This window comes from Mesobacillus subterraneus (assembly GCF_003937825.1).
GTDB classification, from domain to species: Bacteria; Bacillota; Bacilli; order Bacillales; family Cytobacillaceae; genus Mesobacillus; species Mesobacillus subterraneus.
Window position 1 is genome coordinate 1 of the sequence record NZ_RSFW01000015.1, and the last position, 12,905, is coordinate 12,905.

Sequence of the window (12,905 nt, forward strand, 5' to 3'; positions counted from 1 at the left end):
AAATGTCCGAAGCAGGTGCAACTTCGGACAAAATCAGAGGTCCATCTCCGTAAAATGTCCGAAGCAGGTGCAACTTCGGACAAAATCGCAGGTCCATCTCAGTGAAATGTCCGAAGCAGGTGCAACTTCGGACAAAATCAGAGGTCCATCTCCGTAAAATGTCCGAAGCAGAGTCAGATTTGGACTAATTTTGCTGCCAGTTAAGGTTATCGCCCATTTTTTACCATAACGACTTTAAGTCTTGTGTTTTCGCAAATATCCTCGTGCTGCAGTGCAGCATTCTCCAATTATTTTTCCTTCTTTTGCATAAAAAAGCAGTAACACACCAAATATAACGAATGTGCTTTTTTAGCTGCTGCTTTTCCTCCCTTAACGGTTCTATTCTTGTACGGGCTGTCATAGGGATGGAGAGGGAGTACAAAATTAAGGAGGAAGACAATGCAGGATTACATAAAGCGTTTACTCATTGCTGGGTTAATGGCACTCTGTATCAGCTTGCTATTTCTCGGGGGAAAGCACTCTCAGGCAGAAATGCTGGATATAGAAGAATTGACTTCTCACTGGGTCTGGCCGGTTGAGGGGATTGTGACAGATCTCTACGGCACTCGGCACGGCCATCATAAAGGAATGGATATTGCGGGTGAATATAAGACACCTGTACATACAGTAGATAAAGGGATCGTGACCAAATCCTATTACTCCGGCTCTTATGGCCATGTCGTATTTATAAAGCACGATAACAATCTCGAAACCGTTTATGCTCATCTGGCAAAGAGACATGTGAAGGAAGGACAAGTTGTAGAGCAAGGGGATGTCATTGGAACTATGGGGAATACCGGGGATTCCTCTGGCGTACATCTGCATTTTGAAATTCATAAAGAAAAATGGACATATGGAAAAGAGAATGCGGTCGATCCAAATAATGTATTTGGGGAAGCGGCAATTGGGCAGCCTGTATTGGCACTTGGCAAAACTGGTGACGAAATATCAATGGAAACCATTGCAAAACTACGCTTGATTGACGATCGTTCTATCGGAGCGCATGCTGATGAAAACAAGTCAAAAGAAAGTCAAAATCAAAATACAGCAGCAGATAAACGTGAAGAAACTGGTCAGAAGAAACATATTGTCAAAAAAGGTGATACACTCTGGTCAATCGCCAAACTATATAAGACTTCGGTAAAAGCGATTACCGAAAATAATAACCTTAAGAACAACCATATTGCTCCTGGTGATGTTTTGACTATTGAGAAAGCTTCAGGAAACAGCTATATCGTCACTGTAGGAGATACGCTGCACTCAATTGCCAGGAAGACTAATACCTCAGTGCAGGAATTGATGGCTTTGAATCAATTGAAATCTGATACAATCCAGCCGGAACAAATTCTGATTATTCGATAATCTATTTCTTGTCCCCTGACAAGTCCCGACAGTATAATAGGGAAAACAATCAAATTGGGGGCTGGGGAGTTTATGCTGACAGATTACCATAATCATCTCGAAAGAGGAACGTTAACGCTTGATTATTTGAAGGAATTTACTGATACAGCCAAAAAAAAGGGAATTGAGCATTTCGGTATTTCTGAGCATGCGTACCATTTCTATCAGACTGAGGATATTTTGCGCAATCCCTGGGTCGATGAACGCAGATTTTATGATATGGATGACTATGTGAACCTTTTTAAAGAAGCTTGGAGGAATGGCATCGACGTGAAAATGTCGATCGAAATGGATTATACTCCTGGGAAACATAGTGAAATGGCATCTTTCATTGATCGCTATGATTTTGATTATGTGATTGGCTCCATCCACTGGATCGGGGATTTCGGGATTGATCTGGCTGAGTATCGAAAAGAATGGGATAGACGGGATATCTATGAAGTCTACAGCAGTTATTTTGATCAAGTAGAGACTCTTGCTCAATCCAACCTGTTTGATATTATCGGGCATATTGATCTTGTTAAAATATTTAAGTATGTTCCAGAAGATGAAAGCTTCCTGCTTGAACAATATGACAGGGCGACGACTGCACTGGCCCAGTCGAAGACATGTGTTGAAATTAGCACGGCAGGCTTAAGAAAGCCAACACAGACGCTTTACCCGGATAAAAGACTGCTCCAAATGTGTTTTGATAAGAAAATCCCAATTGTCTTGTCATCAGATGCGCATGTTCCGGAGCATGTTGGTGCGGATTTTGATCAGGCATTATCACTTGCCAGGGAAGTGGGCTATCAAGAAATCATGACTTTCTCAAAAGGGGAAAGAAGAGCACATCCTTTAGGTTAGCAATAGATAAGTGAATAAAAAAACAGGCCTTGTAATAAGGCCTGTTTCGCGTTGTTAAAGGGTAAACCCATTGATTGTAACGATATCCTGCAATGCTTCAAGTTTTTCAATCATTTTCTCCTCAAGCGGCTTGTCAAAGGAGAGAACCATGATTGCTTCTCCTCCCGCTTCTTTCCTGCCTACCTGCATGGTTGCGATGTTGACACCATGATCACCGAGAATCTTCCCTACGTGGCCGATGACACCTGGACGGTCCATATGCTGGATATAGAGGAGGTTGCCTGAAGGATGGAAGTCAATATTGAATCCGTCAAGATTGACGATCCTTGGTCCATAATGGTCGATGTAAGTGCCTCTTGCGGTAAAGGACTCACCGTCCCCCCGAGCTGTGACTGTAAGGGTATTGGCATAGCCATAAGAGTTTCCGGTCACCTTTTCGCCAACCATAATGCCACGTTCTTTTGCGATATGGATAGCATTTACTTCATTAACTTTTTTATCAATCCGGTTATCAAAAAAACCCGCCAAAAGTGCTTTTGTCAAAAAAGATGTTTCCAGTTCAGCAGCTGTGCCTGAATAGGTGACAGTCAATTCGTTGACTCCCTTATTATGGCATTCTGAAACAATCTTGCCCATTTCTTTGGCAAGCTGGTGGAACGGCTGTATTTTTTCATAAAGTTCTTTTGACATGGCGGGCAAGTTGATTGAATTCGCTACAGGCTTGTTTTCGAAGAATGTCCTGACTTCCTGTGCAACCTGGGTGGCAACGTTTAGCTGTGCTTCTTTTGTGGAGGCTCCTAGATGCGGGGTGACGATGACAGAATCCAGCTGAAGCAAAGGGCTGTCACCAGGGGGCTCACTAACAAAAACGTCCAATGCTGCACCTGCGACATGTCCTTTCTCAATGAAATGGGCAAGGGCAGCTTCATCAATGATTCCACCTCTTGCACAGTTTAAAAGATAAACCCCTTTTTTCGTCTGGCTCAGCGTCTTTTCATTTAGCAGCCCTTTCGTTTCCTTTGTTAACGGAGTGTGGACTGTGATGATATCTGCTTCGCTGAGAACTTCCTCAAATGTGGACAATTGTACGCCAAGAACTTCAGCACGTTCCTTGGTAAGAAAAGGGTCGAAAACCTTGACAGCCATACCGAAAACTCTTGCTCTCTTTGCCAGCTCTGACCCAATTCTGCCCATTCCAATGATCCCTAAAATTTTTCCGAACAGCTCATTTCCAATGAATTGATTTCGCTTCCATTCACCACTCTTGACAGATGAGTGAGCCTGGGGAATATTTCTCATAAGAGAGGCCATCATCGCAAAAGTATGCTCAGCTGTGGAAATCGTATTTCCATCAGGTGCGTTAACCACTACAATTCCCCTCTTGGTTGCTTCGGTGATATCGATATTATCTACTCCTACGCCTGCCCTGGCAACGATTTTAAGCGAAGGCATAGAATCCAGCAAGTCAGCATCCACACTGGTTGCACTCCTTACTAGAAGAGCTTCTACTTTACTCAAATCTACGGCATCATCCTCAATTCGTCCCATATGTACCTGTGCTTCTGTCATCTCTAACAGCGGCTGCAAACCCTCTTCTTTAATCGAATCAACTGCTAAAACGTGAAACATCCAATGCTCACTCCTGCCATAAAGTAATAATTTTCTGATTATTTTACAAGACGAATATTCTTTTGTCAAATCCTTCTTAATGTTCATGATTGTTTGAAAACGCTTACTTGAATACGTATATTTTTGTTAAAACCATACCGTTTTTCCGAATTTTTTTATTGGCTGTTTTAAATTTGGTTTTGATGTGGTTGGCTTTCCGCGGGACAAACCAATTATTCCTCAGGTAACGGTGCGCCTTCTTATTAAACAAAAGCCGTTATCCTATTCATATTCCGGAGAAAGATGGAATAGGATGGAAATTGTGGCTGATTAATTACCTTACGAAAAAAAGTTTTAAACTTCGCTCTGGATCCAATTATTTATGATGAGCACTCCTTACATCGATGACAAAAAAACGTCACAAGCATACACCTTCACAAATTTTCTTTTTTTCAGTATAATAAAGTTGTTAAATTAAATATGGTCTATCTTCGGGGCAGGGTGCAATTCCCGACCGGCGGTGATGAGATGATGTTTCTCTAAGCCCGCGAGCCTTTTGGGGCAGGATTTGGTGCGATTCCAAAGCCGACAGTACAGTCTGGATGGGAGAAGATGGAGGTTCTGCAGACGTTCAAAAAATGCAGGTTTTGAACGTTTATTAAGCATGCCTTTCACAAATCTCCCTCAAGCGTATAACTTGAGGGTTTTTATTTGTTATGGGTATGTGATTGCTGAATCTTTCTTCTTTATGTGAGATGGATCTCTATAAGGAGAGAGGAAAAATGAAAAAATTTAGTGTCAAAGCAATGGTTTCAATTGGAATGCTGAGCAGCATATCGTATTTATTGATGCTGCTGAACTTTCCGCTGCCGCCGTTTCCAAAATTCTTGATGGTCGATTTCAGCGATATTCCTGCATTGATTGCTGCGTTGATTTTTGGGCCGGCAGCCGGTATTTTGGTAGAGTTATTGAAGAATATGCTTGATTATTTTATGACAGGCAGCGAAACAGGGGTTCCAGTTGGCCATGCAGCCAACTTTGCTGCAGGAGTGCTGTTCATCCTGCCAACCTATTATATCTACCAGCGACTTAAAACAACTAAAGGCATGACATTCGCCCTTGTGGCCGGAACAATCAGTATGGCAATCCTGATGAGTGTACTGAATTATTATGTATTCCTTCCTGCCTACACCATGTTCTTGAACATGCCTGCGATGTCAGGTCCGGAAGCCAGACAGTTTATCGTAGCCGGTATCCTGCCGTTCAATTTCTTTAAGGGCATTCTGATGTCAGTTGTATTCATGCTTATGTTCTCAAGAATGAAGACCTGGATTGAGAAACAGCAATCCTTCAAAAGTGCATAATCCACTCAGATGAGAAAATATACAAAAAGCAACGGCCTGCACCGTTGCTTTTCATTTTTCCAGAAAAAAAATTCCCGCAAAGAGCGGGAATTATGTAGGGTCTTATTCGAATTTAGTTGCATCTCCGTTGAACGGCTCATCTGCAACTTTGATTGAGTCAGTTGGGCAGCCTTCGAAAGCATCCATCATATCGTCAATTAGAACATCCGGAATTTCAACAATACCTTCGTTTTCATCAAGTGTTACGAATGCAATGCCTTCATCATCATAATCGTAGATATCTGGAGCAGCTGCACCGCAAGCTCCGCATGCAATACAAGTTTCTTTGTCAACAATCGTATACTTAGCCATGATCTAATTCCTCCCAAGTGTTTAACAATAGTATGCTGTCTTCACAAAAAAAGTGAAAACGTATTCCTCATACCTATTGTAAAACTGTATGGCCAACTTTTCAATAAAAAAAGTATTGAGAATGCTTATCACACAAGGCATTGCGTGCTCTTGCCCAAGAAAATAAAACATTTTGGCAGTGATTTTCATGGTAAAATAAAATTATATAATTTTTCTGCTATAAAGAGATACCGGCCGTTTTTAGGCTCAATTCATTGATTTTTATCAAGGGTGATTTTATGGGCGTTACCTATTTAGAATCAGTTGTCCTGTATCTATTAAAAACAATAAAGGGTGAAAGGACCATTTATTCCTTATACCATCTTTTCCAGGGAAAACGATCTTCGCAGACAATCCAGGATGCGCACCTGTATCAGATCACGCCATATTTTCAAGTCTTTCCGAGTGTTACCAGGGAGAGCCTAGAGAGAATGGTGAAAAGCCTTAGAGATAGGAACCTGGTAAAGGAAGCGGCTGAATCTAAAGTGATCGTGACTGAATATGGTATGGAGACGCTTGAACGAAGCCTGAAGGAAAAACCGCTTCCTGTGTTTATGAATGGATGGAAGTATCACCAGACAACAGAACCATTCTGGGAAAGGCTTACGCTTCTGGTCCAGGTTTGTTCAAACCTTGTACACCATGAAAGCAGTTATATTCCGGTTAGGAATAAGAAAGATACCCTTTTCTGGGTGAAACAGTATATAAGTAAGCAAGGCATTAACCGCTACATACTTGCTGAAAGACTTTACATGGAGTTGGCGTCAGCTCTTGATCATGAAAATACCAGACCTGAATTGGTCGTTTTGAGACTGACAGGATACAAAAAAATAGGCTTGACGATTACTCAGGCAGCTGAAATGGCAGGTTTGGAACCTTCACATTACCATTTTGAATTTCTGAACACCTTGCATGCAATGTTGGATACCGTTCTTGAAAAGGCATCTGACTATCCCTTGCTTTCTGGCTTGGTCAGTCAGGGAGAAAGAGAGGTTCCTTTGACACTATCGACCGATAAAACATACGGGCTGATCCAGAAAGGTTATAGTCTCGAAGAAATTGCCGCCGCAAGGAACCTGAAACAAAGCACAATTGAAGACCATGTAGTGGAAATTGTTCTATCTATCAAAGGCTTCAACATTGATGCCTATGTGTCTCCTGAGAAGCAGAAGAAAATTCTCCAGGCAGCCAGGGATAATTCAGCAAGGAAGTTAAAGCAAATTAAAGAACGGGTCTCTGATGCAACCTATTTTGAAATCAGGCTAGTGATGGCCAAGTATGGTGAGGAGCAATGGAATTAAAGGGATATTTAAATGGATTTTTTAAATTTGATGATTTCCGGCCGGGGCAGCAGGAAACGATTGAATCAGTCCTAACAGAGAGTCATACGATTGCCATGCTGCCTACGGGAACGGGCAAGTCCCTCTGCTATCAGCTGCCAGGTTATCTCCTGGATGGAGCGATCCTGGTTGTTTCGCCTTTGCTGTCACTTATGCAGGACCAGGTAGAGCAAATGATGGCAATGGGAGAGAAGCGGGTGATCGCTTTGAACTCATTTTTGACACCTCAGCAAAAAGCGAAAGCCCTAACGGAACTTGAACGGTATAAATTTATTTTCATCTCTCCGGAGATGCTCGGAATGGATTTCGTGCTGGCTAGCTTGAGGAAGCTGAAAATCTCTCTCTTCGTTGTCGATGAAGCCCATTGTATTTCCCAGTGGGGCTATGATTTCAGGCCTGATTACCTGAGGCTTGGTGAATTACGGCAGCAAATTGGACAGCCTCTGACTCTTGCCTTGACGGCAACAGCCGCGAGGGAAGTTAGGGCAGACATCGCCGAAAAGCTCTGTCTTGATCAATGGAAAGAGGTCGTCTATTCTGTGGACCGTCCTACAATCTCAATGGTTATCGAGCATGCGGACACTTTTCAGGAAAAACTTGAGCGAACTGTTGAGCTAGTGAAGTTTTTACAGGGGCCTGGAATAGTTTATTTTTCTAGCAAAAAGATTGCTGAACAAGCAGCAGCATACATGAGAGAAAATGGTGTGCGCAAGGTGATGGCCTATCATGGCGGACTTGATTCTGAAAGCAGGATCCTGATCCAACAGCAATTCATCAACGGCCAGCTCGATGTAGTCTGTGCTACGAGTGCTTTTGGAATGGGCATCAATAAAGAAAATGTCAGGTTTGTCATCCACTTTCATATGCCATTGCAAATTGAATCATACCTCCAGGAAATTGGCCGTGCGGCAAGGGATGGCAAGGATTCAACTGCTATTTTGATTTATTCTCCAGGAGATGAACAGCTAGCCTTTCAGCTGGCAGAGGGAGAACTGCCTGACCGTTATCAGATTGAACGGCTATTTGCCTATCTGAAGGATCATAAATTAGGATATAAAGAACTTGCGCAGTATACAGAAGACCTAATCAGAATTTGTGGTTTTACCGAAATTCAATGGAGAATTGTTGAAGAATACTTATCGAGTCTATCGCATACTGATTTGGACCTTGATTCGCATAGCTTAATCCAAATGATTGAAAGGCGGCTGGCAGTCAAGAATGGAAAAGTCAGAAAAATGATAGAGTACGTGCATGCTCAAGAATGCAAAAGATCCGTGATTTTAAAAGCTTTTAATGAGAAGCCTGAAAAGCGGCCTGAGTATTGCTGCAGCATTTGTGGCGTTGACATGGACCATTATAAGAAGATGGAACCTGGCGATAATGAAATGCTTATAAAGCTGGACTGGAAACAGGACCTTGCTTCCATATTATTATTAAGTGAGCGGATAAAATGAAGGATCGATATAAGGAAACTGTTGCGGCACTTACTGAAAAAGAACTGCTTTTCCATTTGATTGCTACTCAAATTTTACTATTAACGATTTCTGCCATTTTAGGTATGATATTGTTTGATAGTGTATCTGAATTTCTGGAGATTTTCAGCTGGGATGATGGAAGGATCCTAACATACGGGCTCGGTGCTGGAGCTTTGGTGGTAGCTGTTGACCTTTTGCTGATGAAATACCTTCCTCGTTCTTATTATGATGATGGGGGACTGAATGAGCGGATTTTCAGCAATAGGGGTACGCTGCAAATCGCATTGATTGCTGCCATGGTGGCCGTCAGCGAGGAAGTCCTCTTCCGGGGAATCATCCAGACACATACTGGATTGGTCATCTCGAGCATCATTTTTGCAGTAGTCCATTACCGCTATTTATTCAACTGGTTTTTGTTCATGAATATTGTTGTTTTAAGCTTTTTGATTGGTTATATATATGCAGTGACAGGAAATCTTGCAGTGACGATTGTCATGCACTTTTTCATTGACTTCTTTTTAGGATTGATTATTAAATTCAAAGCACGAGCAGCAATTGGGGGTACTGACGTTGAATAAAGAAAAACCTATCAGAGATCAGGCAGAGCGCCTGAGAAAAAGAGTTGAACGAAAAACTGATCATGCAGTTGAGAAAAAAGAAACACTGCCACCTAGGAGCTCACTCCACCGGCAAAAACAGAAAAAGACAAAAGTGAAAGTGAAATACCCCGTCATCAGATTGATGGCACTCTTTTTCATTTTGCTGCCGATCTCTTTTTTTAGCGTCATTTCTTATCTGGAGGGTACAAAAGGACCTTTGAAACAAACGTTGGAACGTGCAGGTGTGGAACTGATCAATGTTGAAAAGAACAGTGAAAAGGAAGAAGAGGACGATGCAGCTCCAGTCTTTGAGGAAATTGAAGATGCAAAAAAAGTAGAGGTTGTATCTGCCGCCCCGGCTCCTTCAAGCAGTGGCGATAAAGATACCACCGAAAACTCTGCTCCTGAGAAGGAGAAAAAAGCAGAAATAGAAACTGTCCAAGCTTCCTCTCCACCTGCAGAAGAGGCTGAAACCGCAGAGGAAACTGCCGCCCCAGAAGCCGAGGGTGAAGACAAGGACGAAAAGATTATCTACCATACGGTAAAACCAAGTGAAACGCTGTACCGGGTATCGATGATGTATTTTAAATCCCAGGACGGAATCCCAATCATCAAGAAAGCCAACAATATTCAGGGCAATGAAATCCAGGCAGGGCAAGTGCTGAAAATCCCTGTAAAAAATTAGTCTATTATAAATGAACATATAGTTTCAAAGCTGGGCCAATTCAATTGGCCCAGCTTTTTTTTGCTGATTACTCTCAACGGGGAATAAGTGGTCTGCAACGGGGAATAAAATGGGCCCAACGGGGAATAAATCGTCCGCAACGGGGAATAAAGTTGGCCCAACGGGGAATAAAGCACCTGCACTGAGAGATTTCATCAACTCAGCGGGAACATAATCGACATTTTCGGAAAAATCCAGCAGAAAAAGATTAATAGTACTTCTTTTAAGTGGTTATTTACATTTTTTAATGACAATATCATAACTTCACGGACAAGCTCATACTATTTTTACATAGGGGAGGGCTTGCCATGGAACCGGATATCATGAACCTGGATGAAAAAACAGATCCTGCAACCAAAAGGATGCTTCAAAATTTAATAGACAGAAAGAAGAAGTTTGATCGTTTTAAGTCAAGGCACCTTTTGTCTGTTTGGGTGACCATTGGGCTTATATCAATTTATTTCTATTACCTTTATGTAACCATAATGAAGCCTTATTCCTACTCGTTTGCAGAGATTTTTTCTGTATATGTCCAGAATTCTGCCAATCTGTATTTTTTGATTGTGACGGTCGGTACGTATGGATTGATGGTCCTTTTGAAAGAAAAACGGGAAAAGGCTGAGAAAGAATACCAGGCGCTCCGCTGTGAAATCGTCGATCGCAGCAAGGATTTGTGGAAGAGGGAAGAGGAGTGGAAGAACCGCCATATTGTTTTTGATATGATGAAAAAAAAGTTTGATATCAACCTGTACCATGAGAATAAATAGAAGCATCCAGACGGGATGCTTCTTTCGTATTAGAATATTCTCTTTTTTCCTTGCTCATCCTTAAGTATTTCGACTGCTTCGCGGAAGCGCTGGGAATGGATGATTTCGCGTTCGCGTAGATACCTCAATCCGTCATTCAGGTCAGGGTCATCACTCATGTTGATAATCCATTGATAGGTTGCCCGTGCTTTCTCTTCGGCGGCGATATCCTCATATAAATCGGCGATCGGGTCTCCTTTTGCCGCGATATAGGACGCGGTCCAAGGAACACCGGCAGCATTGTGGTAGAAAAGGGCGCTGTCATGGTTTGCGTAGTGTGCATCGAGACCGGCCTGTTTCATTTGTTCAGGTGTGGCATCCTTCGTCAATTTATAAATCATCGTAGCGATCATTTCCAGGTGAGCGAACTCTTCAGTACCGATATCCGTCAATAGGCCGATCACTTTATCTGGGATTGTGTATCGCTGGTTTAAGTAGCGCAATGCTGCTGCGAGTTCTCCATCTGCCCCGCCATATTGTTCGACGAGGAATTTAGCGAGCATGGGGTTACAGGTGCTTACTTTTACAGGATATTGCAATTTTTTCTCGTATAGCCACATGTTCCTTACCCCCTCCTAGTTTCAGTTTAGAGCTGCCATGGCCAAGGACCGTCATTCCAATTCCATGGATAACCCGAGTAGCTGTTGCCATACTGCTGAAGAGGTCCATACGTGCTTTCAATGACTTTTTTCAGCCGTTTCCGTTCTTTGGCAAACTGATTAAACTGATTAATCGCTTCATAATCATCCGGGTGGGTGTCTAAGTATAAAGTGAGTTCAACCAGGACAAAATCCACCGCTTGCAGCTGTTCCATCGTGGCGTAAAATTCCTGCGGAAGCTGTTTCATATGTGGTCACCATCCCTTGGAGCTTCGTAAGGGGAATACCAGGGATCATAAAAAACCTTCCACAGTGTACCTGTTCTTAATGCTTGCATCGGTGTGAATTGTTCAAGGTTTGGCGGCTGGAATCCCAGGAATAGATTGGGTGGTGTCGAATAGGTTTTCGCCGTGATTGGCGGACATGGGTCGAAGGGACTGGCGTACGGGTACCATACTCTTCTATGTGTAGACAAACTAAGCCCTCCTCTAATTAAACTTCATTTCATTTTATGAGCAGAATTTTATTTCATGTTAAATTTATCTGGCTGTGCAGGGAATTTCATAAATATGCAGAATTATATAAGTCATAAGCAGTATTTTAAAACCAGAGGTGATTTGAATGTTTGTTAAGAGTATCATGATTCCGAGGTATAAGTGTGTAACCGCGCAGCAGGATGAAGCTTTGCATAGTGTGCTGGAAAAGTTGGATGGAAACGAAATCGATGGTGTCCCCGTTCTGGATGGTGACAAATATGTCGGTGTCGTAACAAGACACGGTATTTATCAGCAATATTTTGAGACAGGGAATAATAAAGATGAATTTCTTCAGAATACAACTGCTAAAGACATCTTGACTCTGCAGGAACAAATCCTGCATGGCAGTGAGATTTTTGAAAGTACGTTTGTTAAGCTGAAGGATATTCCGCTCATGGCGGTAATTGATGAATATGATAGGTTTCAGGGGATTGTAACCCGTTCTGACGCTCTTGATCAATTCCAAAGCGCTTTCGGAGTACATAGGGAAGGGGTCAGGATTGCGTTTACATCCGTGGAAACAGAAGGTAGGATCGCCAGGCTGGCAGATATTGCCCACCAGTTCCATGAGCATATCATTTCCCTTGTCACCTTCGATGAGACGGATAAACTGGTTCGCCGAATCGTCATGAAGATTGAAAAGAAGGACAATATTGACCGTTTCATAAAAAAATTGGAAGATTCGGGCTTCCGGATTCTTGATATTCATGAAGTTTGATTTTTCTATATGGAAATAAGGACAAGAGCCTTTCATACATTGTGTATGGGAGGTTTTTCTATGCTTTGGAAAGTTTTCAGGCTGTTTTTTGGACTGTTATGCGGTTACCTGGTGGTGAACTGGCTGCCGGACTTCAAACCACGCCATGAAGAAGAGTTTGTGAGTGACTTCATTCTCCACCCGATTGAATTTTTTGCGGGAGCGATGGCGCTTGTTTTTGGCATGTATGCAATCGGCGGATTGCTAAGAGAAGGTCTTGGGAGTTTCATGAACATATTTAAAGGTAAAAGGGTAGTGGTTTCTGATATAATTCTTGCTATCGGATGTTTTGGCTGCTTCTCTCTATTGATTCAATATGGATTCTGGCAGACCAGCGTCTTTTTCGGTTTCTGTTTGCTGTATGGTATGATTTCTTTTAGTCCATACAAGATGGAGAAAGATCATGGGAAATAGTTTTATG

The 12,905-nt window shown here is 42.3% G+C and carries 15 protein-coding genes and 1 riboswitch; of the genes, 10 read left to right on the plus strand and 5 right to left on the minus strand.

The window, feature by feature from the left end; translation table 11 throughout:
• Window positions 1-438: 438 nt before the first annotated feature.
• Together EJA10_RS13705 and EJA10_RS13710 are read left to right on the plus strand one after the other, a co-directional pair.
• A complete protein-coding gene (locus EJA10_RS13705; protein ID WP_125480591.1) occupies window positions 439-1,401 on the plus strand; it encodes a M23 family metallopeptidase in 963 nt (320 codons plus the stop codon).
• A gap of 72 nt (window positions 1,402-1,473) precedes the next feature.
• Window positions 1,474-2,286, plus strand: a complete 813-nt coding sequence (locus EJA10_RS13710) for a histidinol-phosphatase (protein WP_125480592.1) — start codon at window positions 1,474-1,476, stop codon at window positions 2,284-2,286.
• A gap of 54 nt (window positions 2,287-2,340) precedes the next feature.
• Here EJA10_RS13710 and serA read toward each other — a convergent pair whose 3' ends face one another.
• Window positions 2,341-3,915: a phosphoglycerate dehydrogenase gene (serA, locus tag EJA10_RS13715; protein WP_125480593.1), complete on the minus strand. Its 1,575-nt coding sequence runs from the start codon at window positions 3,913-3,915 to the stop codon at window positions 2,341-2,343.
• Between the two features lie 462 nt (window positions 3,916-4,377).
• Window positions 4,378-4,512, plus strand: a riboswitch (FMN riboswitch).
• 164 nt (window positions 4,513-4,676) lie between these two features.
• Here serA and EJA10_RS13720 point away from each other — a divergent pair.
• Window positions 4,677-5,258 carry an ECF transporter S component gene (locus tag EJA10_RS13720; RefSeq protein ID WP_125480594.1) on the plus strand — a complete coding sequence of 194 codons (582 nt, stop codon included), beginning with the start codon at window positions 4,677-4,679 and terminating at the stop codon, window positions 5,256-5,258.
• A 102-nt stretch (window positions 5,259-5,360) separates the two neighbouring features.
• On the opposite strand, the gene EJA10_RS13725 is transcribed toward EJA10_RS13720, so the two are convergent.
• The gene (locus tag EJA10_RS13725) at window positions 5,361-5,609 is read right to left on the minus strand and encodes a ferredoxin (protein ID WP_023627496.1); all 249 of its coding nucleotides are present in this window, start codon (window positions 5,607-5,609) and stop codon (window positions 5,361-5,363) included.
• Between the two features lie 470 nt (window positions 5,610-6,079).
• Here EJA10_RS13725 and EJA10_RS13730 point away from each other — a divergent pair, with 470 nt between their 5' ends.
• From EJA10_RS13730 to EJA10_RS13750, 5 genes are all read left to right on the plus strand, one after another.
• Complete coding sequence (locus tag EJA10_RS13730) at window positions 6,080-6,949, plus strand: YpbB family protein (RefSeq protein ID WP_170169143.1); 870 nt, start codon at window positions 6,080-6,082, stop codon at window positions 6,947-6,949.
• Complete coding sequence (locus EJA10_RS13735) at window positions 6,940-8,442, plus strand: RecQ family ATP-dependent DNA helicase (protein ID WP_125480596.1); 1,503 nt, start codon at window positions 6,940-6,942, stop codon at window positions 8,440-8,442. Before EJA10_RS13730 ends, EJA10_RS13735 begins: the two co-directional genes overlap by 10 nt.
• The gene (locus EJA10_RS13740) at window positions 8,439-9,041 is read left to right on the plus strand and encodes a CPBP family intramembrane glutamic endopeptidase (RefSeq protein ID WP_125480597.1); all 603 of its coding nucleotides are present in this window, start codon (window positions 8,439-8,441) and stop codon (window positions 9,039-9,041) included. Before EJA10_RS13735 ends, EJA10_RS13740 begins: the two co-directional genes overlap by 4 nt.
• Window positions 9,034-9,747 carry a LysM peptidoglycan-binding domain-containing protein gene (locus tag EJA10_RS13745; protein ID WP_125480598.1) on the plus strand — a complete coding sequence of 238 codons (714 nt, stop codon included), beginning with the start codon at window positions 9,034-9,036 and terminating at the stop codon, window positions 9,745-9,747. The genes EJA10_RS13740 and EJA10_RS13745 overlap by 8 nt, the downstream gene beginning before the upstream one ends.
• Before the next feature lie 347 nt (window positions 9,748-10,094).
• A complete protein-coding gene (locus EJA10_RS13750; RefSeq protein WP_125480599.1) occupies window positions 10,095-10,553 on the plus strand; it encodes a YpbF family protein in 459 nt (152 codons plus the stop codon).
• A 29-nt stretch (window positions 10,554-10,582) separates the two neighbouring features.
• Here EJA10_RS13750 and EJA10_RS13755 read toward each other — a convergent pair whose 3' ends face one another.
• The 3 genes from EJA10_RS13755 to EJA10_RS13765 are packed head-to-tail and all read right to left on the minus strand — an operon-like array spanning window position 10,583 to window position 11,666.
• On the minus strand, window positions 10,583-11,152 hold the full coding sequence (locus EJA10_RS13755) for a manganese catalase family protein (RefSeq protein WP_125480600.1): 570 nt from the start codon (window positions 11,150-11,152) through the stop codon (window positions 10,583-10,585).
• 26 nt (window positions 11,153-11,178) lie between these two features.
• A complete protein-coding gene (locus EJA10_RS13760) occupies window positions 11,179-11,439 on the minus strand; it encodes a spore coat protein CotJB (protein WP_125480601.1) in 261 nt (86 codons plus the stop codon).
• The gene (locus EJA10_RS13765) at window positions 11,436-11,666 is read right to left on the minus strand and encodes a spore coat associated protein CotJA (RefSeq protein WP_125480602.1); all 231 of its coding nucleotides are present in this window, start codon (window positions 11,664-11,666) and stop codon (window positions 11,436-11,438) included. The genes EJA10_RS13760 and EJA10_RS13765 overlap by 4 nt, the downstream gene beginning before the upstream one ends.
• A 146-nt stretch (window positions 11,667-11,812) precedes the next feature.
• Here EJA10_RS13765 and EJA10_RS13770 point away from each other — a divergent pair, with 146 nt between their 5' ends.
• A complete protein-coding gene (locus EJA10_RS13770; RefSeq protein ID WP_125480603.1) occupies window positions 11,813-12,445 on the plus strand; it encodes a CBS domain-containing protein in 633 nt (210 codons plus the stop codon).
• Window positions 12,446-12,505: 60 nt separating this feature from the next.
• Window positions 12,506-12,898, plus strand: a complete 393-nt coding sequence (locus EJA10_RS13775) for a hypothetical protein (protein ID WP_125480604.1) — start codon at window positions 12,506-12,508, stop codon at window positions 12,896-12,898.
• Window positions 12,899-12,905: the final 7 nt, after the last annotated feature.

Coding starts and splice junctions, on each gene's coding strand:
- EJA10_RS13705 (WP_125480591.1), top strand. CDS start 439: ATGCAGGATTACATAAAGCGTTTACTCATTGCTGGGTTAATGGCACTC.
- EJA10_RS13710 (WP_125480592.1), top strand. CDS start 1,474: ATGCTGACAGATTACCATAATCATCTCGAAAGAGGAACGTTAACGCTT.
- serA (WP_125480593.1), bottom strand. CDS start 3,915: ATGTTTCACGTTTTAGCAGTTGATTCGATTAAAGAAGAGGGTTTGCAG.
- EJA10_RS13720 (WP_125480594.1), top strand. CDS start 4,677: ATGAAAAAATTTAGTGTCAAAGCAATGGTTTCAATTGGAATGCTGAGC.
- EJA10_RS13725 (WP_023627496.1), bottom strand. CDS start 5,609: ATGGCTAAGTATACGATTGTTGACAAAGAAACTTGTATTGCATGCGGA.
- EJA10_RS13730 (WP_170169143.1), top strand. CDS start 6,080: ATGGTGAAAAGCCTTAGAGATAGGAACCTGGTAAAGGAAGCGGCTGAA.
- EJA10_RS13735 (WP_125480596.1), top strand. CDS start 6,940: ATGGAATTAAAGGGATATTTAAATGGATTTTTTAAATTTGATGATTTC.
- EJA10_RS13740 (WP_125480597.1), top strand. CDS start 8,439: ATGAAGGATCGATATAAGGAAACTGTTGCGGCACTTACTGAAAAAGAA.
- EJA10_RS13750 (WP_125480599.1), top strand. CDS start 10,095: ATGGAACCGGATATCATGAACCTGGATGAAAAAACAGATCCTGCAACC.
- EJA10_RS13755 (WP_125480600.1), bottom strand. CDS start 11,152: ATGTGGCTATACGAGAAAAAATTGCAATATCCTGTAAAAGTAAGCACC.
- EJA10_RS13760 (WP_125480601.1), bottom strand. CDS start 11,439: ATGAAACAGCTTCCGCAGGAATTTTACGCCACGATGGAACAGCTGCAA.
- EJA10_RS13770 (WP_125480603.1), top strand. CDS start 11,813: ATGTTTGTTAAGAGTATCATGATTCCGAGGTATAAGTGTGTAACCGCG.
- EJA10_RS13775 (WP_125480604.1), top strand. CDS start 12,506: ATGCTTTGGAAAGTTTTCAGGCTGTTTTTTGGACTGTTATGCGGTTAC.